Origin of the sequence: Leptospira hartskeerlii, assembly GCF_002811475.1 — a bacterium.
Classification (GTDB): Bacteria; Spirochaetota; Leptospiria; order Leptospirales; family Leptospiraceae; genus Leptospira_B; species Leptospira_B hartskeerlii.
On sequence record NZ_NPDL01000002.1, the window covers coordinates 39,731 to 61,428 of the forward strand.

Here is a 21,698-nt window from a genome sequence, read left to right on the forward strand (position 1 = left end):
CGCTTTTTTATCTACTTGTAAGTCTAAGGATTACAGGAGAAGGCATTGGAAACTAGTATCTCAATTTATTCGGACGTAGTTTGTCCTTGGTGTTATATAGGCAAAAAAAGATTGGAGAAAGCGATAGAGTCTTGGGAATCGAATCATCCTGAAGACAAGATCATCGTAGAGTGGAAACCATTCCAATTAAATCCTGATCTTCCGGAAAAGGGAGAAGATAGAGAAGCCCACATGGTCAAAAAATTCGGTTCTTTGGACCGAGTAAAAATGATGACCCAAAGAGTTTCAGACATCGCGAAAGAAGATGGATTACAGTTTTCGAATATTCTGCAGGGCCATCAGCCGAATACCTTTCTGCTCCATGCTCTCATCCGTAAGGCTAGAAAATACGGAAAAGAAGCCGAACTCGCCGAAGTATTTTTCCAAAAGTTTTTCTCGGAAGAAAAAAATCTTTCTAACGATTCTATCATCCAAGAAAGCCTAACGCAGGTTGGAGTTCCGACATCGGAATTGGAAGAAGTTCGCAAGGATCCTTCTCTTCTTGCCCAAATAGAAACGGAAGAAAATGAAGGAAAAATGCTGGGAGTGACCGGTGTGCCCTTTTATATATTTAATGAGAAATATGCGGTTTCTGGCGCGCAACCGGTAGATCTGTTCAAGCAGGTTTTCGAAAAATTAGAATCGGAGGCGAGCGCTTAGGCTGAGATCTCCGTGCCCCGATTGGCTCCTTCTCCCATCCATAAAAATAAACGGCGGATCCTGTATAAATAGGCAGCTTCCGCTCTTTCTAACATTCCGTCAGGAACGTTTGGGAATTCGTATTCTCTGATATTTCTGGGACTTCCAGACCAGTCGATCGCTTGGAAAAATGAATCCTTAGGAGGAGATGCAAGGGCAAGTCTGTCTCTTAAAAAAAGAAGAAGATCCTTAGGTTCAAAAAATGCCTTTGCGATGTCCTTCAAACCGGTCGCCAAATTTTGGTACACATTTTCCTTATTAAAATCTATCAGACAAAAACTGAGAGGAAAATAAGGAGTTCCTAAAAGACCTTTCATCTTAGGAACAAGTTCTCTGATGGAAAAGGATTCGGAATCTAAGATCAAAACTCCCGGTTTGGTTTCTTTTAGCATATTAGGAAGTCCTAATATATCTTTGCACCAGTGGGCGTTCGATCCACAAGCCCTGAGAAGAGATCTGAATTTAGAGAACAGATCGGAACTTTGAGTAAGGACCACCATCTCCGGATGTAAAGGTTTTGAAAATTTGAAGAATGGAAATTCTTCCAATGCAAAAGAATTCAGATCGTAGATCCGAGTCGCTCCGGCTCTCAGGAAAGAATTTTTTTCTTCCGAATCAAATCTTCCGATCAGAGAAACTTCTCTGGACCAATCATGAGCGGAGCGGACGTCCTCAGGACTCGCATCCTTCTTCCAAACTAAAACTTCTTTAGTGGAAGAGGGGAACCCGGAACTTCTTACCCATTCTAGATGATCTATTCCTTTCCACTTCAACAAAGCGACTAGGAACTCTTGTTCATCCGAGCTGAGTCGGTGCAGAAGTAAAGCATCGGATAGTAAGTTCATCTCTTTGCAAAGGACGGGTTTTTTCCTTGACCTTGGGGATTTTCGTCCGATCCTAGAATTGGTGCATTGCGGAAAACCCGCAACTAGAAAGGGGAATCGGAAAGAAAAACAAGTTTGCCTTTCGGGCGAACTGCTTTTACGGGCTTGTCCTGAAAGCGTTGATTACGAGCAAAACCAAGAATGAAAGTTCTGAAAAGATACGCAAACAGAAGGTTGTACGATCCCGAAACCAGCAAAACGATTACTCTAGAAGATGTCGCCGAGATGATCATCGCAGGCGAAGAGATTAAAGTGATCGATAATATGAGCGGTCAGGACATCACTCCTAAAATTTTAGGCCAGACCTTTCTCAAAGTGAGTTTAGGCCAGAGAAACGAAGAATTTTCCAATTACATGCTTTCCGCTCTGATCCGAGAAACGGGCAAAGATATCAGTGCATTATTCGGCCGTTTGGTCTTGGGAGGAATAGGTCTTGCCTATCTCACTAAGGAAAAAATGGACAAGATCTTGCAGAGTATGGTGGCTTTGGGAGAACTTCGACTAGAAGAAGTGAAAAGCTACCGTGAGGACCTACTCACCCATTTGGCACAGAGAGCCAGCGAAAACAGCGAACAGATCCAGGAAGACCTCAAAAAAGTGGGTCGAGAATTGGAAGAAGGCGGCGAAAAGGAATTGGCTGTCGAGGATCTATCGGAGAAAATTCGCAAGATTGCGGAAAGAGTCAAGGAAACCGAGTCTCTTTAAGGGATTTGCGGTCTTCTAAAAGTTAAGATCGACCTTACTAAATCCGATAAACAAGATAGGGGGAACCCATGTCGACCGTAAGAATCCTAATCCTCGGAATTATATTATCACTAACTGCTCAGATTTCCGCAAAGGAAATGATCCATGAGAAGTTGGACCAATTGTTTTACGACCAAGTCAAAAATTTGGAAAGTGGCAATCTAGAAGAAAGGATCCAAGCAGCGGATTACCTAAGATTCGTAAGTAGTAAACTGGCTGTTCGTCCTCTCCTTAAGGCATTAAAGGGAAATGCAAATGTTCCTAAGTCGGACGAAAATTCTCCTACATTAAAATTCACCATCGCTCAAGCATTAGGAGCAATGGAGTCCGATATCGCAGGACCTGGAATGGTGGAAGAATTTAAAAAGATCTCCGCTACCGTTCAGGAAAGCGACTATCCTGCATTCAGCTCACCTGAAGGTTATAATCTGGTGATCGCTGCCGGAGAGATTATCCGAAATGTGGGACTTCTTCCTTATACAAAGGAAAACCAAGAAGCGATCATAAACGCTCTCGGGCATCCGAATTTTTACGTAAGAGCTTCTGCAGCGGATGGGCTAAAAAACTTAAACCGCAAGGATGCGCTCTCTCAACTGAACTCAGCGATCGATAAAGAGAAAAATCCTTTTGCAAAAGTTGCGATCCTAAATGCGATCGTTTACATTAATCGTATCGCAAACCAAAAGTTCTACGATCTATGTGCATTCTTAAAAGATGAATCTCCAATGGTTCGTTATAGAGCTTCTATCGCAGTCGGAGAAGTAGATTTGAAAGCGGGAGAATATTCTCTCAGAGAAGCGTTACTCATAGAGCATGACCAAATGGTAAGAGAGCAGATCAAAAAGGACCTGGCAAGTGTAACAGGATTTAAGATGCCTGCGAATCTTCCTCTTTTCTTGAAAGATTAATACTTTTTTAAAGTGTGCTAAGATAGAAAAAGCCTCCGAGTTCGGAGGCTTTTTTGTATTTAGGGAAAGTTATTAGCCCTAAAATGGGAAAACTAAATTTGATAATTAAATCGTTATGCGGTTTTGCGCAAAATTAATAAATAATTGAATATAATATAATCGACAAAAATTTATATTAAAAGATGAACTATCTTGATTCCTAATGAGAAATATAGTAAATAATTTAAATCTTAAAGGTTTTGTATTTTAACTGATGCGAACTTTTATATATTTCAAAAGTTTCATATTACTGGTCATCTTTTTTGGTCTTTCGTTCTCAAATTGTAAGTCAAAGAAAGCAAATATTTGTAGAGCCGGATTTCAAAAACAAATAATCTACGAGAATGGCGATAAGAAATTATTGGCATTAATTTCCGACAATCCCAATGTTCCACGTGTAGTATTGGCGGAATCCATCTACGATCGATCGGCATTTGGTTTGATATCGATTCAAAAAAGTTACTTCGATAACGGTATGATCGATTCAGAGGGAAATATTATAGTAAAACCAGAATATTCGAATAGCAATCTTTTTGTATATCCGACATTCTTACCGATATTTTGGCTCCAAGATCATCAAATATCTAAAGTTTTCCTTTCAAAAACTTTGTTACGGACTTTCCCCGGAAAAGTAAGAGTCATTAGTACCTTTGATGAGGAACAAATCGTTGTTATTCAACAGCAGGATCAATTTGCTGCCTTTGACTTTGCGGGAAGAGATTTGATATCCCTGCGTCGAGGGAATTATTCTGGATACGCAGAGGGAATGTTCTTAATTAAGATCGATGAAAAATATCAATTTCTGGATCGTAACGGGAAATTGCTTGGGAACAAAACTTTTGAAGACGCCAAGATGTTTTCAGAATCACTAGCACCAGTGAAATTAAGGAATAAATGGGGATTCTTTAATATTGATGGGAGGTGGACAATCCAAGCAACTTTCGATGAGGCAAAGCGGTTCCAAAACGGTTTGGCAGCAGTTAAGGTTGCCGACCAGTGGGGATACATAGATAGAAGCGGCAAATTTATAATTCCGCCACAGTTCAAAGATGCTGACGAATTTACAACGGGTGGTATAGCAAAGGTATTGCTGCCGGAAGGTTGCCAGATTGTTAGTAAGAACGGCACATTAGGACCGAAAGGCGATTATTGCTATATTAAAGGAAATCAATTAATTTATATCTCTTCGGATGGATCGGAACGTTATGTATTATTTAATGAACGCTCAGGGTTCGCTGAGTTAGGCGAAGTTGGAGAATCTTTTCCAAATTATTTTTCGTTCCAGCAAAACGGGCGGACCGGATTGGTTTCGCCGGAGACCGGTTTTGTAATATCTCCTGAATACGATTCTATTCGTTATAATCAGACTGACGAATTGTATATATTGGAGAAAGGCGACTTTACTGATGTTCTTAATCCGGACGGATCTTGGTTCGTACGCGGGGCAAAGGGAAGTATTTTCGGATGCAAAGAAAATATTTGTATCACCGTTGATCGAAAAACCGGGCGTAAGGGATATATTAGATCAAATTTAAAGAAAATAACCGAGAACGTATTTACATATGCTGATAGTTATTCCGACGGATTAGCAAAAGTTTTTCGAGAAGGTAATTGGGAATACATTGATATTACCGGGAAAACTACTTTTAAAAGTGTCTTTAAAAATTCGGGCAATTTTTTTCAAGGACTTGCTTGGTTCGAACAGAACGGTAAGTTTGGGTACTTAGATCGTAATGGGAAAACGCAAATTCCAGCAGAGTTTAACACTGCAGGAAATTTTTCCAACTCGTTAGCAATTGCCAGAAGAGACGGCCAATTCGGATTGATCGACATTAAAGGCGAATTTGTAATTTCTCCCATATTTGAAGCCATTCAGCTGATCGAACCTAAGCGATATCGAGTTCAATTTGAAAAACAATTTGGAATTTTGAATTTAGAGAGGTGTGGATTATGAAATTTAAGATCCAATCTGTCCGAGATATTTTTCGGATAATTTGTGTATTATTTATAACGGCTGGCTTTGGCTTTTTTTGTAAGAAAGAGGTGCCAAATACTGGAGTGGAACAGAAGTTTTTCCTTAAAGATACGGATGGTGTATATTTACTAAAATACCGATCTTTATTATTCGATGCGTATAATGAAAATAGAAAAAAAGAAACGAGTTATATTAAACCTGAGAATTTTGAAATTAATTCCGAAGAAATTTCCGCATGCGTTCGTGTAGACTCAAATGCGAAAACAATTAAGTTCTATTTACCTTTAACGGAACAATCTTACGATTTCCAAATTGCAAGTGATTCCAGTTTTTCAATCGAAAACGATTTACAATCTTTGAAAGTAAATATGACAACTCCAACTGGGGAAATTCCGTTAACTTTTAAGTCTAATGGATTATTAGATTTACCATGGGCAGAAGGGACCCGCATCGTTAGCCTTCTCGGTCGTCCAATAAAAATAGAAACAGACTGTAAGGGGCCGATGACAATGCTTAGTTCGGATTGTCGAAAGCCGGACGATGGGATATTACGATACCAGGCCAATAATAAAGAAGGCGTTGACCTTAGGGAGAAACCAGATGCTAATTCGGCAATTTTGGAACATTTGTCTAACGGTTCTGAATTAGAAATAGTAACGAAAGATTTTTCGGAATGGATGATTCCAGATGCTTGGATCCAGGTACAGACTAAATTTAGAAAATATGGATATGTTCAACGTAAAGAAGTGAAAAAAAGACATTATGAGTGCTATACTGCGAACACTAAATTGAACGAAATATTTGATTTTGTTGATAGCTATTCCTCCTTTAGCATTAGGCCTGATTATAAGGCTCGGATCGGTCGATATCGGAATTCTAAAAATGAATTAGAATGGACCTGTGGTATTAATCCATCTGAATTAGAGTATTATAGTTGCGAATTCGATACTATTAAGTTCGCAAAGGAAAAGGTTGTCTTTTCATACTTTTTTTGGGGCAATGACTTCGCTCGAGATGAAAATCGGAAGAATAAATTCACGTGTGAAATTTCCAGAGAAGAATTGTTAGATTTTACTCCATGGAACTCAGAGCTCAATGTACTCAATTGTCAATCGGCTGGAAGTTTTGCTCGTTGAAAAACTAGCTACTTGATCTTTTTTTACATTGGTAAGAGTGAAAAAGCCTCCGAGTTCGGAGGCTTTTTTGTATTTAGGGGTGGGGAAGAAGGGCGTGAAATAAAACCCTGGGAGATACTGGGATCGAACCAGTGACCTCTACCATGTCAAGGTAGCGCTCTAACCAGCTGAGCTAATCCCCCGGTAATAGTCAGTATTTAGGTCCAAAGCTCAGCGTAAAGCGTTTGTTGTTTAAAAGGAGAAGGTCCGTTCTCGCTCAAATTCTTCTTTTTAATCGCTGATTTTTAGCAAAACGACCGCTATAAAAAGAGCTTTCTTGGAGAAATTTCCTTCTTTTTCTGGCCGATTTCAAAATCAGCAAGGGTTTTCCGGGATCGGCGGGCGGACCTGTTTGGAAAGGTTTATAGTAACCTCCACGAAACCCGAAGAAAAGGGGAGATAGAAATGTCAGTGAAGGCAGAAAAGAAAGAACGGACTATTAAGCCGATCAATGGTGATTCTCCAACCGTTCGTAAGATGGACTTTGAAGGGTTGGACCAATTATCAGATTATTATGTGGCAGGGAATTCTTTTCTGACCCATACGGTTAACGCATACCATGTGATCTTTCCGGAAGGAGAAAGATTTTTTATTAAAAGTGTAAAAGCTTTCGCGGATCAAGTGAAGGATCCTGCATTACAAAATAGTATTAAAGGTTTTATTGGGCAAGAAGTACAACACGGAAAAGAGCATGAAAAAGCTTTAGAGATGTTGGAAAAACAAGGACGCCCAGTTTCTAAGATCCTGAATTTTTACGTGAAGACTGCTTACGGATTCTTCTGGCCTGCTTTGGAATTTATCTTCGGTAAAAAGTTGAAACTTGCGGTGACAGCAGGTTTGGAACATTATACCGCTTCCTTGGGAGAAGTTACTCTAAGATTCGGACTTCATGAACAAGCGGAAGGAGAAATGAGAAATCTACTTCTTTGGCACGCATGTGAAGAGATTGAGCATAAATCTGTTGCTTATGATGTTCTGCAAACAGTTTCTAAAAGTTATATTTTAAGGACCTTCGGATTTATCGTAGCCTCCATTATGTTCTGGGGATACGCATTCACTTTACAACATATGTTTATCTTTGCGGATCCTAAGATCGGATTCAAAAGATACTTTTCGGACCTTATTGCAGCAGGTTCTTATGCTAGAGTAGTCGTCGTAGAAGTCGGAAAATTAGCCTTCTTATACTTCAAACCGGGTTTCCATCCGAATCAAACCGGCGGTTACGATCTGGCTAACGCTGCATTAGCAACTATTTAAGTGGAGAATATAATGAGTACCCAAACTAAGAATAAAAATCTAAAATCAATAGATGCAAATTCTCCTACTGTTCGTAAGATGAATTTCGAAGGTCTGGAAAATTTACCGGACCATTATATTGCAAATAACTCATTCATGACCCATACTGTGAATGCGTATCATATTCTATTTCCGGAAGGAGAGAGATTTTTTATCAAGAGTGTAAAAGCTTTTGCGGACCAAGTAAAAGATCCTGGTCTTTCTTCCAGAGTGAAATCTTTTATCGGACAAGAAGTGCAACACGGAAAAGAACACGAAAAGATCTTAGAGATCTTAAAAGGCCAAGGAAGACCTATCACTCTTATGGAGAAGTTTTATAAATGGACCGCTTTCAGTTTCTTCCTACCTATATTCGAGTTTTTCTTCGGTAAAAAACTGAAACTTGCAGTAACTGCGGGTCTGGAACATTATACAGCTAGTATGGCGGAAATTTCTATCCGCAATAATTTCCATGATGATGCATACGGAGACATGAGAAGCCTACTTCTTTGGCACGCTTGCGAAGAGATAGAGCACAAATCAGTTGCGTATGACGTTCTTCAAACGGTTTCTAAAAGTCATTTCTTGAGGATCATGGGATTCATTGTAGCGTCTTTCATGTTCTGGGGATATGCTTTAAGCTTGCAACATTGGTTCTTACTCACCGATAAGAAAGTGGGATTTCGTAAATATTTCGAAGATATGAAGTCTGCACGCAGGATCGGAAGGATCTTATATCCTCAACTTTTCAGCGCGGCGCTTCTATACTTTAAAAAAGATTTTCATCCGGACCAAACAGGCGGATACGAGCTTGCGAATGCGGCTCTGATAACTATCTAGCACCCATCCAATCACTTTGCTCCCCGCTTCCCGTGCTCCGAAAGGAGTCGGGAGGCGGTTTTTTTCTTTAAGCTTCTAACCAACTTTTTAGGAACGTCTGGTGTTTGACTGGATGGAACTCGGTGTATTTATAATTTGCGTAACCTAATTTTGCGAAAGGATCTCCTTTCATTGTTTCGCTGATCTTTTCTAAAGAGATAGATTTTGCAATAATCATTCCGCCAGCTCTAGGTTCTTTTGGTCCGGAAAGAAGAAGGGTCCCAATATCATACAAGGTTTGCAAAAACTCTCTATGAGCCGGGACCACTTGGTCTAATTTTTCGAGGGGCACTAAATATTCTAATTCGATCAGGAAAAATTTCATTCTGGAATTCAGACTTGCTATCTTCCTTTAAAAATCAATTCCCAATCGTTTTAGATAGAAATTTTTAAGTAGCAGCAGTTTCTAATTCAGGTTCCGACTCATCCTCGTCATTGAATGCTTCCGAGTAGGTCATCCATTTTCCTGTGCCAGGATCCATAAGTTTGCATTTGGATGTAGATTCTATATAATCTTTCCAAATGGATTTTCTTTCCACAACATAAGGTCCATAATGGACTTTGATCTCTTCTAAAGCCTGGCCCAATTTGTAGAAAGGAATTTTCATATGAACATGGTGAGGGGAGTGAATGAAGATGTTATGCATGAAGAAGTTTAACAACTTAGGCACGTGATAATTTACGGTTCCTCTCATTTGCCCGTAAAAAGGAGTCCATTCATTCGCATCTTTCCAAGGAACTTCCGGACGAATATGATGCACATATACGGTAATTCCGATGAAATAATTCCAAGAAATAAAAGGAAGAAGCCATACTTTTAGGAAAAACCAAGTCCCTAATCCAAGATCGTACCCGTTCGGAGTATTTCCTCCGAAATAGAAAACCGCCGCCGCAGACCCGAATGCAAATGTAAGCATGAGCAATTTATCCCTGAGAGCTTCTTTCATAGGAGCGGTAAAAAGGACCATTCCCTTTAACCAAATCTCTATTAGATAATAGATCCCGCCTCCGAATGCAGACCAGGAAAGTCTATGGAATGCCTTTCTGAATATTCCGAAATTTTTATATTGTTCTGGAGTAACCGGATGCCATACGAAATCGCTTTTTAGTTTGATCGTATGTCCGTGGTGGACCCGATTATGTCCATAACCCCATTGATTGTACGCGTGAAGTGAAGGAAGCATTGAGATCTGTCCGATCCAATAGGAAAGTCTTTCGCTTTTGAATAAGGCTCCGTGACAAGCATCATGTCCAATAATAAAAAGAGAAGCGATGCTAAGTCCCGCAAATACCCAAAGAAAAGGAAGATAATACCAAGTTTCTACATTCCAAAGTAAGAACATGGTGACCGAGAAGAAAAATAGATCCCGGATAAAATATGCGATCCCTAGATAAGTAGGATTGTCGAAGCTGCTATCGGAGATAATCTCTCTTACACTTCCAAGAGTTTCTTTCAGTTCTGTATTCTTTTTCATCTTTTATCCTATATTTCCTTTAACAGGAGTTTTTATTTACGGATTGTTAGATGAGAGCAGATTGTAATCGCTTTGTTGCAGAAAAAATTTGGAATTTAAAATAATTCTCCGATTCAAAATTTTAAGATCGGGATATCTCTATTAAAATAAGAGAAAAATAAGTCTTCTGCGGTTTCTCTGCCCGAACTTGTCTTTTTACCCAGGATGATGAGACAATCCTTAGCTCTGGAGAGTGCAACGTATAGAACTCTGTGTTCTTCTTCTTTTATCTGCTCGGGAGAATCTTTTCTAAGATTCCAACCATCCGCCAAATCCACGATCACAGTGTGAAATTCCAAACCTTTAGCAGAATGGATTGTAAGCAATAATTCAGGCGGAACTCCTACATGCAAATATTCTCTGATCCTATGATTGGAACGGCATAATATCTTTAATTCTCCTCCACTTCGTTTATACAATTCTCCCAAATAAGTAAATATTTCCGGGATCCTATCCATTCGAATCCTGGAAACGATCGCTTTTCCTTTTCTATGAGCGATTACCTTTTTCTCTATTTTGTTCTTATTTTTAGAAATAGGAATGGAAGAAGTATCTACGATCTTTGGAAGAGACCTATAATTTGTGTTCAGGAATTTTCGAGTGCAAGGTTGGAACATCTCGGGAAAATTCAAAAAATTGAATATATCCGCTTTTCTGAACGAGTAAATTCCTTGGCTGTCATCTCCGACTACCAAAATCTTGGATTGTTCAGACAACAATTTCAAAAATCTAAGTTGTTCCGGATCAGTGTCTTGGAATTCGTCCACCAAGATCCTTTTTAAACTTCTCTTCGGAATTTCAGTCCAAGGGTCCCCGTTTTCTAAGGAATCCAAAAAGATCGTGACCAAATCATCCAGATCTAGTTTTCCTTCTTTGCGTTTGAAGTTTTTATAATCTTCTAATAAAGGGCTTTTCCAAGATTGGGGGAAATTAGAAGGTAATGTAGAAGCTCCGATCAAAATTTCGTACGGAATTCCACCGATAATATCCGATTCTTTACGAAACCATTCTCTAAAAAATCGGTTCTTTTCGGAAGAGGTTAGGATAGAAGGTCTTCTATTCCGAAAATCAGGATGCCAGGTGATCAATGCCCTTAGACAGAATGCATGAAATGTATGTACTCTTACGGAATCTGTACCGGTTTTCTTTTTGATCCTTTCTCTGATCTCACCTGCTGCTTTTCGAGTGAAACTCAGGACCAGTATTTCTTCTCCGCTTGTACCTTTAGAGAGTTCGCTTTGTACTACTCCTACTAAGGTGCTGGTCTTTCCGGAACCTGCCGCGGCTATAACTTGTAAAAATCTGGAGCGATCTCCTATGATCTCTTGTTGGGCTTCGCTGAATTGGGAAAGGTTCATACGGAACCGTTTCCCAATTTTTATTCAGCGCGCGCAATTTTTGAAAAAACGGACCTTCTTCTTTATTTATCTCCTGCAGGAGGCAGATCAACAGGTCTTGGACCGTCCGTCGGAGTATTTATGATCATAGGAAGAGAGTCTTTCCCAGTCGGAACGAATAGAAGTTTCGTATTAGGATTTTCAAAAGCTTTTAGTTGAATATATTGTTTTGTCAACTGGGCCGCGATCATCTTCTGGGCTTTTGCTCTTGCTTGGGCTTCGATCACTGTAGCTTGAGCGGTTCCTTCCGCTTCTATCACAGTGGATTTCGCTTTCGCTTCTGCGTGGATCACCGTAATTTCCGCGTCCTTCTTCGCTATATTTATCTCGAATTTCATTTGTTCCTGTTCTTGCTCTTTAGTGAGTTTACCTTCTATCGCAGTCAGGATGGGACGGCTGTATTCTATATCATCTATGATCACATCGTCTATTTCCACATGCTTGCCTCTTAACTTTTCTCCCAACGCTTGGCGAATATCCTGGGATACCTTAGGTGTTTCTTTGGAAATTTTGATCATACTATAAGCGGATAACGCGTTACGAACCGATGTCCTGAACTGAGGCCGCACCACTTTTTCATAATAATCAGGACCGATTTCTATTTGAAGATTATAGATCTCTCCTGGGACGGGTCTCAAAATGACTGCTGCCACGACGTTAATAGTCAAATCATCTCTGGTAAGAACATCCACTTTCTCTTTGTAAGAGGTCCATTGGGTTTGGTACAACACTACATCGTTCCATGGAGCATAGAAATAAATTGCGTTGGTCAATAGATCCTTTTGGAGCCCGCTCGTTAAAGGATGATATCTGAGCCCTGCCTCTCCCGGACGAATATTTGTATAACAACCTGTTCCCGCGAGCAAGCTCAGGGAAAGAAGGGCAGACAAACTCAAACTTTTTGTTAATAATTGAAACCTGGTCATATAAATCTCCGTAGGACCTGTATATAGTTGGACCATGTTCCGATTAGGAACGTTTCCCGATCATCCGAAATAGGAATGGGCGACAATGAAAAACGAATGTACGGAACTGTACTTTTGATTTGAATTGGTCTAACGGATGGAAGGCATGGAAGAAGATCTCCAAAACTTGCCTAAAATCAGGACCAGATTCAGAGGGACTGTGGAATCTATTTCGATAGACCCCAATCCGGAAAAAGCAAGGATCTTGATCAAAGACATAAAACTGCTGGTTTCCGGCAGAAAGGTTATCTACGCTCAGGACTTTTATTATTCTTTTCGTTTTAGAAAGCAAAATCTGAAACAGGGTGATCCGGTAGAATTTGATGCCAGGATCCGACCCGACAAAAGAGGAGTTTCCTCCGGAAAAATCCGATTAAATTATCCTACAAAAATTTATAAACAAGGCCCGGACCAAGCAGGCCTATTTCCGGAAGTACGCTCTAACATTTGACTTCCTCGCAAGGCCCTTGAATCTGACTTTCGGAGCTTAAATTGGAAACTATCAAATATCTTTTAGACTTCTTCTTGCATCTGGAAAATCATTTGGATGCATTGATCATTGCATACGGCACTTGGATCTATCTGATCTTATTCTTGATCATATTTTGTGAAACAGGTCTTGTTGTAACTCCTATACTTCCGGGAGATAGCTTGCTCTTTGCTTTAGGTGCATTTGCAGCCAGGGGAAGTTTGGATCTTGGGACATTACTCATCCTTCTTATCATCGCTGCGATCTTAGGCGACACAGTCAATTATGCGATCGGCCACCTAGCGGGAGAACAGATTCTCGCAAAGGAGAAGGTCCCCTTCTTAAATAAAAAACACCTCGAAAAGGCTCACCGTTTTTACGAGATATACGGCGGGAAGACAATCATTATTGCAAGATTCATCCCGATCGTAAGGACATTCGCTCCTTTCGTTGCAGGGATCGGAAGTATGACCTATACTAAATTCATTTTGTATAATATAGTCGGTGGAGTGATTTGGATCGCCATTTTCTTATTCGGCGGTTATAAATTCGGAAACCTGGAGTTCGTACAAAGGAACTTCAAGATCGTTATTCTTGCGATTATAATCATCTCTGTAATGCCTGCAGTGATCGAGTTTATAAGAGAAAGAAGAAAGGCGATATCTCGCGAAAAGTAATCTTCTTATTGGCTACAATCCTTGGTCTGATTTAAACTTTTGACCAAGGGTTTGTCCTTAAAACGTTTGAATGGAGGAGCTTCCATATCCCTTGCGATATCCGAATCTCCCCCTTTTCCTCCTGGACTGATCCCCACAGGCCCGAAATTAGAGGCAGGATAAAAACAAACCGGGAATTCTTTCGCTTCTTCCAACTTTTTAGATTTTTCATTCGTTTTGAAAACTTGGTTTTGGACTCGAATGTATAGAAGATCCGAATTCTCAGACCATCGGATCCTAAATTCCGGAGTCTCTTCCCATTTTACCAAAGGAAATTCAAAATAAGATCTATCATAAGAAGAAGATTGCCCATTTACGTCCGCTATGATCAGTACAGGGGACTCTATCTCCAGATCTGATCTCAATTTTCCTAATATAATTGCGGCCTTTCCTCCGTCGGGAGACGGTACGAATTGAAAGATTGTCTGGTCTTCTTTTTGGAAACTTTTAGGTTCGAAGGAACGAAATCCTTTCGGGGACCAAACTGCAGGAAAACGAATAGCTCCACCATATTCGTCGTTTATACCTTGGATCCAAAATAAACGATTGGTTGCCGAATGAAAATAAACGGATCCGGGCAATGTCCAAGAACCTATTTCATAAGAATAAATTGGCGGATCTCCGGAATCACTTAAGGTTCCTGGTATTTCATAAATTCTGAATTTAGTTCTATAATTCTTTTTGTGAGTAGTCCCGCTTAAAGGATTCCATGCATCCTTTTCCTCGTAGATCACTTCAGTTTGAACTATGTTTTTGCCGGTTTCAGACCATCCTCTTTCGACCGCTAGACTTGCGGGTCTCCATTGGATTTGTGAGCAGTGGAATATAAATAAGGGGAGTAAAATAATTAAGATTTTCATAAACGATAGCGCGCCGGTTTTTCGACGCGCTATTTTGGAATGGATTATCTCCAGCCTTCGTTTTTCAATTCACTGTGGTTCAAGTATAATCCGGAAGACCCTACGGAAGAAGCTCTCGTATGACCTTGGAATTGAGTATAGGTCACATTAGAACCGAAAGGCCAAATCCCTTCGTACTGAGTTACAGAGGATTGACAAACGCTTAATCCACCCGACTTGTTATAAGCGCAGGAAGAATGGAAAGCGACTGCATAATCGTCCTCTCCCGGAAGAATCGCGGAAGCTCCGATCATACCTTTATAACCTGGTACTTGGTATACGGTGATACCTGCAGTGCTATTATGGTTGTACGCGCCACGAGCGGTTCCAACGATCAGGGATTTATCCATTGCGTTACCGCCGAATCCGAATGTAATACCATTCAGAGCAGAAGCAAGCTCGGATCCGCCAGAAGCAGAAGCTAAAGCAGTAACTTTAGTTAAGTTATAACCTTTGCTTGATGCAGTGGCTCCCAGGTTAGATAACCAATACTCAATCGCATAACAACCCGCGCTATGACATACGATCTTGCAGGAGTTAGAACCCTTGCAATATGTATTCAAGCCCGTAGTGACATTGGTTTGCGCTCTTGCCGTTCCGTAAGTTCTTGGGTCAGTAGTTCCGTCGTAACCAACGAAAATTTTTGCTCCGGACACAGAGTTCGGTGCTGTTCCCCAATAGTTATTCACGTCAGTAGTTCCCACGCCGTTGTGATTGCTGTCAGACTTTCCGTGAATGAAAACCGTATAGGTTTGCGCAGAAAGCGAACCAGCAAATAACGATGCGAAAACGCATCCCAATACCATAGTTTTCCAATTTTTCATTTTTCTCTATTCTCCGATCTTTTGGGAAAACCAAAACCTTAGCATTTGATTTTCCCGGTCTACAAGTATGCGCTAGGTGGCTTTCCGAGTCAAGTGATTGGACTTTTTTTAACATAACGGGTCGAATGTAAAAAAACATACAAATTAAAAATCATATTATGAAATAATGATGTATAGCAGTCGCTACAATAGCGTGCAGTGTTAGTTACAATTTATTTCCAAGCAATTGTTACGAAGGTTTGTAAGTGAGAAATAAGAAGATTGGCAAACCAAATAAGAAGACTGAAAAGAATCTGTTCTAATAAAACTAGTCCAAAAGGGTTATCGAATTTCTCCTTTAAGGATTCTTAAAATAAAGGTTGAGAAAGGCTTCGCATTTCGTATACAGGTGAACCTGTACTGGGCACTGAAAAACTAGAGATGAGTCAAAAAAAAATTTTTATCTACCTTGGGCTTGCGATTGCAGCCGCCTTGGTTTTCTATCTATTAAGGGATGAAGCTGAAGAGAACGGTTGGTTCTTATCAGAAGAAGAGAAAAAAGCAAAAGCAGAATGGATGGCGAAAGGAAGTCCACCGGGCGGTGGTTCTGCGGCGGACAATCCCAACTTTTTGGAAAGTCTGGACGAGTCCATTCCTCCGGAAAAAATTTTGAAAGATTATTTAGAATGGTCCGAGTATCCGCCTAACTCCAGGCCTTTGACCAAGCATAACGAAGATCTCACAAATCCATATTTTATCCAACTTTCTCCCATCGCGATGGTGGATAAGCCTGAGGACAAAAAACCAAACGGTTATTCCTGTAAATTGCAACCTTTACAATGGGCTGCAATAGGAGTGAAGGATCCTATTTATATCACTTTGGAATGTTTTAATACTAGTAATTTCGAGAAAGTTCCATTAAATATTCGTAATGTAAAACTTTGGAAAGAATTCGACGGTAATAAATTCGTGGCTCTGCCTCCTGATGGAAACGATAAGGGAATCGACGGAGATGCTCAGGCTAAGGACAATATTTTTACCTTCGAATGGAGGCCCACCTACAAAGACTGGGGAGATATGTTCCTGGAAGTAGAGTTCGAATATGCAAAGGAGAAGAAACAGGGCAAAGTACTAACTTCCTTCTTCTCCTCTCCTTACCAACCTGCAGAATGGAGCGGTTATTTTTTAGATGTTCCTAAGGACGGTTCTCTGAGCGTAAAAACGGGGGTGAATGTATTCAAAGCTGGGACTTATCATTTAGAAGCCAATCTTGTGAATGCTGGAAATGGGGATCCTATCGCTTGGGCGAGCTTTGACGGTAAATTGACCGGTGGAAGGCAAGAAGTGGAGTTTTTGTTTTTCGGCAAATTGATCCGGGAAAGCGGCTACGAGGGCCCTTATGCTTTAACCCAATTGAGAGGATATAGGGTCAATCTTCCGGTGGATCCTGAATGGTTCGGGCAAGGGGAAGAAGGAATGAGGAGGATCCTGGCCGCAAAAACTACCGAGCCTGATAAAGAGTTAGTCGGTCCTTATAAGGAAAACTATACTACAAAAGAATATAATATGAATACTTTTTCCTTAAAGGCTTATGAGTCTCCGGAGAAGGACCAGAAGGTGAAACAATTACAGGACCTTGCACGATAGTCAAAAATGACTGGGCTTCTTTGGAATAAAAATTCTTGTTCTTGGAACGATATTAGGAATGAAAGGGGGTGGATCCGGAATGAAAAAAGTAAATGATATATATGATGCGATCCGAGAATGGTTTCAGGCTAAAAAAATTACTAGTGGACTGACTCAATCCGAATCAAGGCCGGTCCGCACAACATTTTACACTCAATTGAGTATGTTTGCGGTCCCGACGCTGCTAACTATCTCAATATATTTTAACGAACCTCCTGAAACCCATCTTTTTTCTTTTATCCATTATTTCCTTCTTATCATTCCGATACTATTTGCATTTTATTTACTAAGATTACGTTATTATAATTTATCTGCGGTAATTACGTTAATCGCCGTTAATTATCACCTTTTAGCACTGACAATGTCTCAAGCGGATGATCCTGCACAGTTAGGGTTTCTACTTACTTCCACTTTGTCATTTCTAATGATCTCTAAAAAGTTTAATACTGCAAGGATCATAATCTCTATTTTGCCTTTAGTGCTTTTTCTTTTTAGCCAGTATTATTATAAAGTTTTGGGTGGGAGTGGGATCTTTGGTCCACCTAGATGGGTAGTACCGGCCGAGTATCTTATGCCCCCTCTGATATTGCTATCTTTTGTTTTTTTTCTGGTTGTTTACCAATTTGTGAAGGCGGTAGATTTGGCAGAAGCAAAGTTAACAGAAGAGCATAAAAAGTCGGAACAATTGCTTCTTAACATATTGCCGGAAGAAATTGCCCAAGAGTTGAAAGAGAAGGGAGTTTCAGAACCTCGTTTGTATAACAGCGCAACGGTTTGTTTTACCGACTTCAAGGGTTTCACTCAGATTGCTGAGACTCTATCGCCTACGGAACTCGTTGCAGAGCTAGATCGTTGCTTCTCGTATTTTGATAGTGTAATGGCTCGGCATAATCTAGAAAAACTCAAAACGATCGGGGACAGTTACATGTTTGCGGGTAGTATCCCGGAATCGAATAGTACACACGCTGTCGACTGCGTAATGGCTGCTCTGGAGATCCAGGCATTCATGAATCAAATGAAAGAAATCAAAGCGAACCAGGGCCTACCATACTGGGAGCTTCGACTCGGGATCCACTCGGGTGATTTGATAGCAGGTGTAATTGGTGAGAAGAAGTTTGCATACGACGTTTGGAGCGATACGGTCAATACTGCAAGCAGATGTGAATCATCAGGTATTCCCGGCCGTATCAATATTTCCGGTGCCACATATGAACTAGTAAAAGATTTCTTCGACTGCGAATATAGAGGCGCTGTGCCTGCCAAAAACAAAGGAGAGATCGAAATGTACTTTGTAAATGGTCTTCTGGCGGATCTTCGACGAGCAGGAGAAGAGCGGATCCCGAACGAAGAATTCCGCAAACGATACAATCAACTTTAAAGAAAAAGGAACTAAAAAAGGGATTGACATTTAGACTTTATATAACTATATGATTATATAATAATTTAGGTATGCAAAATCTCGATTCTACTTTTGCCGCACTTGCTGACTCTACTCGCCGGGCCATACTCATGCGCCTAGCGAAAGAGGACCTAACCGTCATGGAGCTCGCTAAACCCTTTAAAATGAGCCAGCCGGCTATTTCGCGGCATCTCAAAGTTTTGGAGGATGCAGGTCTTATCTCAACCACGGTAAGAGCGCAGGCACGTCCTCGCCGACTCGAAACTGCGCCGCTCAAAAAAGCGACAGAATGGATTGAGAAATACCGCCAGATGTGGGAGAAGCGCTATCAATCACTGGATGGGCTACTCGAAGAATTGCAGACCATGCAAACAAAAGGAGATCATTAAAATGAAAGCAGATCTAAAAGAACTAAAGGTAGAGCTGAGAGGTGAAAGAGAAGTTGTTGCTACACGATATTTTGCCGCGCCTCGTCAATTGGTATTCGATTGTTTCACTAAACCTGAGCTTATGCTTCGTTGGCTGACTGGTCCGGAAGGATGGACGCTTAAAACTATAGAGAACGATCTTAGGGTTGGAGGCAAATACCTGTACGTATTTGCAGATCAAAATGGGACCGAAATGGGTGTTTATGGAAAATTCCTAGAGGTAATCATACCAGAGAAGGTAGCGAATGACGAGAATTATGCGACAGACATGTCCACGTTTAATCCTAACGGTCCGGAAAATCCGGATGCTACTGTAGAGTCGCGTACCTTCACAACGGAAGGTGATCTAACTCTTATGACTCACGTGGTCAAATTCGCTTCTGCCGAAGTCCGAGAGATGGAAATCGGTGCGGTCGAAGCTTGGAAGGATCTCTGCCTAGTACTAGATAAACTATTGGCGGAACTTGTTGGATAAATCCAAACATTAGGTACTTCCCACAATGCATGGGCGAATGTTTGCCCATGCAAGCGCAGCCAGTGGGTTCGATTGACCTTCTACCAATCCAAATAAAATGAATCTTTAAACAGATCCGCGTAATATTTTTTCCATGGCCTTTCCTTTGGCCAATTCATCTACCAACTTATCTAGATAACGAATTTTCTGCATAAGTTTGTCTTCTACTTCTTCTACACGAATACCGCAGACTACTCCTTTGATCAGTGAAACATTATCATTGAGATGAGGGGCCTGATCAAAAAATTCTTCGAAATTTACTTCATTCTTAAGTTGTTTTTGAAAACTTTTAGAATCGTATCCGGTAAGCCAAAAAATAATTTTATCTACTTCTGCTTTTGTTCGTCCTTTTCTTTCCGCCTTTTGAATATACATGGGATAAACGCTTGCGAAGGATGTAGTAAAGATTTTATGTTTTTCCATTTGATTTTCAGACCTTATTGATTGTCGCTAATTTCGTTTAATGATAAGGACTTTATTTAAGTTCCTCGGCTAATGCGATGATGAATCCTTCGGGGGTTCGCAAATAGCAAAGAAGATAACTATCTTCGTACTGTTCCAATTTGCCGACGAGCGTAACTCCATGCTTTTCTAGTCGAGCAATAGTATCTTTGATATCTGTAACTGCAAACATTACTCGAAGATAGCCTAAGGTGTTGGAAGGGGCATTTTTCGGTTCTCTGCTTATTGCCGTTGGTCTGATAAACTTAGACAATTCCAATCGACTGTGTCCGTCCGGTGTTCTCATCATGGCCATATCGACTTGCATTCCTTCGATCCCCACGACATGATCCGCCCAAGATCCTTCGACTCGCATTTGTCCTTCTAACTCTAAACCAAGTTCGGTGAATAAAGAAATCGTTGCCTCAAGATCTTCGACGACAATGCCAACATTGTCCATTCGTTTCACTGTCATTTTCTCGGATCCTCCGTTTGGCTAGTATAGGCTCCACTTTTGCTTGGGTGGTCGATCCATTTATTGATCTATTTGTTAGTAATTTTTTCAGTATTCTGTTTGACATGCAGGTATTTACCTGCATATTATTTTCTTATAAACGCAACGAATGGATGCTGATAATGTTTTTAAGGCGCTGGGAGATCCGACACGCAGAAAGCTGTTGGACCTTCTATATGAGAAGAATGGCCAAACTTTGGGCCAGCTTTGCGAGCACTTGGACATGACTAGGCAATCGACCACTCAACATATCGGTATTCTTGAGGCGGCCAATCTGATAAGCACGGTTTGGCGCGGTAGGGAGAAGTTGCATTTCATCAACCCGGTGCCTCTACATGAGGTTTATGAACGATGGGTGCGAAAGTTCGAACACCAGCGGCTTAGTCTGCTACACGACCTGAAGAAGGAACTTGAAGGAGAGAATAATGAGTAAAGAGAAGACAAGCTTTGTCTATGTAACTTATATCCGCTCGACACCTGAAAAGGTGTTCGAGGCAATCATGAAGCCGGAGATCACTCGACTCTATTGGGGTCATGAGAATATTTCCGATTGGAAGCCCGAGTCAACCTGGGAGCATGTGCGCGCTAATGATCGCACAGTTAATATTGTAGGTAAAGTAGTCGAAGTCGTTCCGCCAACTCGTCTAGTAATCACATGGACGAGTCCTTCACAAGCAGCTGATCCGGAAAGTTATAGTCGAGTGACATTTAACGTAGAAGCTTACGATGATATGGTACGACTAACAGTCACTCACGATGAACTTGAAGCAGGTAGTGGAATGGCCAAAGGAATCCAACAAGGATGGCCGATCGTTCTTTCCAGTCTGAAATCTTTATTGGAAACAGGGCAGGGCATCGATGTTTTTGCAAAGCCGAAGTCTGCATCCAGCGGAACTCTCACATGACCAAACCTTACACCGGCGGATGTGCGTGCGGTGCAGTCCGCTATACGACTAAACATGAACCAATCTTTCAAAACCATTGTCAGTGTCGCGATTGCCAACGGAGGAGTGGCACTGGACATGGATCTTATCTAACTTTCCCTGCGAGAGCTGAAATGACAATCACTGGTGAGGCGACTCACTGGGAAATAGCGGGTGACAGTGGCAATATGAAGATCCACTCTTTCTGCCCTGTTTGTGGAACGCCGGTTTACTTGCGTTTTGCTGCAATGCCGGACTTGATTGCAGTTCATGCGGGAAGTCTAGACGAACCTGAGAGATTTGCACCTCATGTGCTTACTTACAAAGTTCGCGGGTTACCTTGGGATGCGATTGATCCTGAATTGAAAGTATTCGAGAAGATGCCGACAGGTTAACCGGACGCGCATGTCCGC

Annotated in this window: 26 protein-coding genes and 1 tRNA gene; 17 read left to right on the plus strand and 10 right to left on the minus strand. The window is 41.0% G+C overall.

Features of this window, described 5'->3' with window-relative positions:
• The first annotated feature begins 45 nt into the window (after positions 1-45).
• Complete coding sequence (locus tag CH352_RS03045; RefSeq protein WP_100705713.1) at positions 46-699, plus strand: DsbA family oxidoreductase; 654 nt, start codon at positions 46-48, stop codon at positions 697-699.
• On the opposite strand, the gene CH352_RS03050 is transcribed toward CH352_RS03045, so the two are convergent.
• The gene (locus CH352_RS03050; RefSeq protein WP_100705712.1) at positions 696-1,583 is read right to left on the minus strand and encodes a hypothetical protein; all 888 of its coding nucleotides are present in this window, start codon (positions 1,581-1,583) and stop codon (positions 696-698) included. The genes CH352_RS03045 and CH352_RS03050 overlap by 4 nt on opposite strands.
• Before the next feature lie 180 nt (positions 1,584-1,763).
• On the opposite strand from CH352_RS03050, the gene CH352_RS03060 reads away from it, so the two are divergent.
• The 4 genes from CH352_RS03060 (at position 1,764) to CH352_RS03075 (ending at position 6,424) form a co-directional block, all read left to right on the plus strand.
• Positions 1,764-2,327 carry a polyhydroxyalkanoate synthesis regulator DNA-binding domain-containing protein gene (locus CH352_RS03060; RefSeq protein WP_100705710.1) on the plus strand — a complete coding sequence of 188 codons (564 nt, stop codon included), beginning with the start codon at positions 1,764-1,766 and terminating at the stop codon, positions 2,325-2,327.
• 68 nt (positions 2,328-2,395) lie between these two features.
• On the plus strand, positions 2,396-3,274 hold the full coding sequence (locus CH352_RS03065; protein WP_100705709.1) for a HEAT repeat domain-containing protein: 879 nt from the start codon (positions 2,396-2,398) through the stop codon (positions 3,272-3,274).
• Between the two features lie 400 nt (positions 3,275-3,674).
• Positions 3,675-5,267 (plus strand): WG repeat-containing protein, encoded by a 1,593-nt coding sequence (locus CH352_RS03070; RefSeq protein WP_165780146.1) that lies wholly within the window; start codon positions 3,675-3,677, stop codon positions 5,265-5,267.
• The gene (locus CH352_RS03075; protein ID WP_100705707.1) at positions 5,264-6,424 is read left to right on the plus strand and encodes an SH3 domain-containing protein; all 1,161 of its coding nucleotides are present in this window, start codon (positions 5,264-5,266) and stop codon (positions 6,422-6,424) included. The genes CH352_RS03070 and CH352_RS03075 overlap by 4 nt, the downstream gene beginning before the upstream one ends.
• Positions 6,425-6,532: 108 nt before the next feature.
• On the opposite strand, the gene CH352_RS03080 is transcribed toward CH352_RS03075, so the two are convergent.
• Positions 6,533-6,606 (minus strand) — tRNA-Val (locus tag CH352_RS03080).
• Positions 6,607-6,868: 262 nt separating this feature from the next.
• On the opposite strand from CH352_RS03080, the gene CH352_RS03085 reads away from it, so the two are divergent.
• Complete coding sequence (locus CH352_RS03085; RefSeq protein ID WP_100705706.1) at positions 6,869-7,720, plus strand: metal-dependent hydrolase; 852 nt, start codon at positions 6,869-6,871, stop codon at positions 7,718-7,720.
• Positions 7,721-7,732: 12 nt separating this feature from the next.
• Positions 7,733-8,578, plus strand: a complete 846-nt coding sequence (locus CH352_RS03090; RefSeq protein WP_100705705.1) for a metal-dependent hydrolase — start codon at positions 7,733-7,735, stop codon at positions 8,576-8,578.
• Positions 8,579-8,645: 67 nt separating this feature from the next.
• Here the strand turns inward: CH352_RS03090 and CH352_RS03095 are convergent, their stop codons facing one another.
• From CH352_RS03095 to CH352_RS03110, 4 genes are all read right to left on the minus strand, one after another.
• Positions 8,646-8,942 (minus strand): YciI family protein, encoded by a 297-nt coding sequence (locus CH352_RS03095; protein ID WP_100705704.1) that lies wholly within the window; start codon positions 8,940-8,942, stop codon positions 8,646-8,648.
• A 64-nt stretch (positions 8,943-9,006) separates the two neighbouring features.
• Positions 9,007-10,092, minus strand: a complete 1,086-nt coding sequence (locus CH352_RS03100) for a fatty acid desaturase (protein WP_100705703.1) — start codon at positions 10,090-10,092, stop codon at positions 9,007-9,009.
• Between the two features lie 113 nt (positions 10,093-10,205).
• Positions 10,206-11,489 carry a UvrD-helicase domain-containing protein gene (locus tag CH352_RS03105; RefSeq protein ID WP_100705702.1) on the minus strand — a complete coding sequence of 428 codons (1,284 nt, stop codon included), beginning with the start codon at positions 11,487-11,489 and terminating at the stop codon, positions 10,206-10,208.
• A 62-nt stretch (positions 11,490-11,551) separates the two neighbouring features.
• A complete protein-coding gene (locus CH352_RS03110; RefSeq protein ID WP_100705780.1) occupies positions 11,552-12,454 on the minus strand; it encodes a prohibitin family protein in 903 nt (300 codons plus the stop codon).
• A gap of 145 nt (positions 12,455-12,599) precedes the next feature.
• Here CH352_RS03110 and CH352_RS03115 point away from each other — a divergent pair, with 145 nt between their 5' ends.
• Together CH352_RS03115 and CH352_RS03120 are read left to right on the plus strand one after the other, a co-directional pair.
• A complete protein-coding gene (locus CH352_RS03115; RefSeq protein ID WP_100705779.1) occupies positions 12,600-12,944 on the plus strand; it encodes a hypothetical protein in 345 nt (114 codons plus the stop codon).
• 41 nt (positions 12,945-12,985) lie between these two features.
• Positions 12,986-13,639 carry a DedA family protein gene (locus CH352_RS03120; RefSeq protein ID WP_008594287.1) on the plus strand — a complete coding sequence of 218 codons (654 nt, stop codon included), beginning with the start codon at positions 12,986-12,988 and terminating at the stop codon, positions 13,637-13,639.
• Between the two features lie 5 nt (positions 13,640-13,644).
• Here the strand turns inward: CH352_RS03120 and CH352_RS03125 are convergent, their stop codons facing one another.
• Positions 13,645-14,538, minus strand: coding sequence for a hypothetical protein (locus CH352_RS03125; RefSeq protein WP_100705701.1), 894 nt, complete (start codon positions 14,536-14,538; stop codon positions 13,645-13,647).
• A gap of 44 nt (positions 14,539-14,582) precedes the next feature.
• Positions 14,583-15,401 (minus strand): hypothetical protein, encoded by an 819-nt coding sequence (locus CH352_RS03130; RefSeq protein WP_100705700.1) that lies wholly within the window; start codon positions 15,399-15,401, stop codon positions 14,583-14,585.
• A 420-nt stretch (positions 15,402-15,821) separates the two neighbouring features.
• Between CH352_RS03130 and CH352_RS03135 the strand changes: the two genes are divergently transcribed.
• From CH352_RS03135 to CH352_RS03150, 4 genes are all read left to right on the plus strand, one after another.
• Positions 15,822-17,027 (plus strand): hypothetical protein, encoded by a 1,206-nt coding sequence (locus tag CH352_RS03135; protein ID WP_100705699.1) that lies wholly within the window; start codon positions 15,822-15,824, stop codon positions 17,025-17,027.
• A gap of 79 nt (positions 17,028-17,106) precedes the next feature.
• Entirely contained in the window at positions 17,107-18,444 is a 1,338-nt protein-coding gene (locus CH352_RS03140) for an adenylate/guanylate cyclase domain-containing protein (RefSeq protein WP_100705778.1), read from the plus strand.
• 71 nt (positions 18,445-18,515) lie between these two features.
• Positions 18,516-18,854 (plus strand): ArsR/SmtB family transcription factor, encoded by a 339-nt coding sequence (locus CH352_RS03145; RefSeq protein WP_100705698.1) that lies wholly within the window; start codon positions 18,516-18,518, stop codon positions 18,852-18,854.
• Between the two features lies 1 nt (position 18,855).
• Entirely contained in the window at positions 18,856-19,368 is a 513-nt protein-coding gene (locus CH352_RS03150; RefSeq protein ID WP_100705697.1) for an SRPBCC domain-containing protein, read from the plus strand.
• 105 nt (positions 19,369-19,473) lie between these two features.
• On the opposite strand, the gene CH352_RS03155 is transcribed toward CH352_RS03150, so the two are convergent.
• The gene (locus CH352_RS03155) at positions 19,474-19,830 is read right to left on the minus strand and encodes a DUF2200 domain-containing protein (protein WP_100705696.1); all 357 of its coding nucleotides are present in this window, start codon (positions 19,828-19,830) and stop codon (positions 19,474-19,476) included.
• A gap of 52 nt (positions 19,831-19,882) precedes the next feature.
• On the minus strand, positions 19,883-20,323 hold the full coding sequence (locus CH352_RS03160) for a VOC family protein (RefSeq protein WP_100705695.1): 441 nt from the start codon (positions 20,321-20,323) through the stop codon (positions 19,883-19,885).
• A 17-nt stretch (positions 20,324-20,340) separates the two neighbouring features.
• Between CH352_RS03160 and CH352_RS18990 the strand changes: the two genes are divergently transcribed.
• The 4 genes from CH352_RS18990 to CH352_RS03175 are packed head-to-tail and all read left to right on the plus strand — an operon-like array spanning position 20,341 to position 21,680.
• Positions 20,341-20,589 carry a hypothetical protein gene (locus tag CH352_RS18990; protein WP_165780140.1) on the plus strand — a complete coding sequence of 83 codons (249 nt, stop codon included), beginning with the start codon at positions 20,341-20,343 and terminating at the stop codon, positions 20,587-20,589.
• Positions 20,472-20,795 (plus strand): ArsR/SmtB family transcription factor, encoded by a 324-nt coding sequence (locus tag CH352_RS03165; RefSeq protein WP_100705694.1) that lies wholly within the window; start codon positions 20,472-20,474, stop codon positions 20,793-20,795. The genes CH352_RS18990 and CH352_RS03165 overlap by 118 nt, the downstream gene beginning before the upstream one ends.
• Positions 20,788-21,267: an SRPBCC family protein gene (locus CH352_RS03170; protein ID WP_100705693.1), complete on the plus strand. Its 480-nt coding sequence runs from the start codon at positions 20,788-20,790 to the stop codon at positions 21,265-21,267. Before CH352_RS03165 ends, CH352_RS03170 begins: the two co-directional genes overlap by 8 nt.
• Positions 21,264-21,680 carry a GFA family protein gene (locus CH352_RS03175; RefSeq protein WP_100705692.1) on the plus strand — a complete coding sequence of 139 codons (417 nt, stop codon included), beginning with the start codon at positions 21,264-21,266 and terminating at the stop codon, positions 21,678-21,680. Before CH352_RS03170 ends, CH352_RS03175 begins: the two co-directional genes overlap by 4 nt.
• Positions 21,681-21,698: the final 18 nt, after the last annotated feature.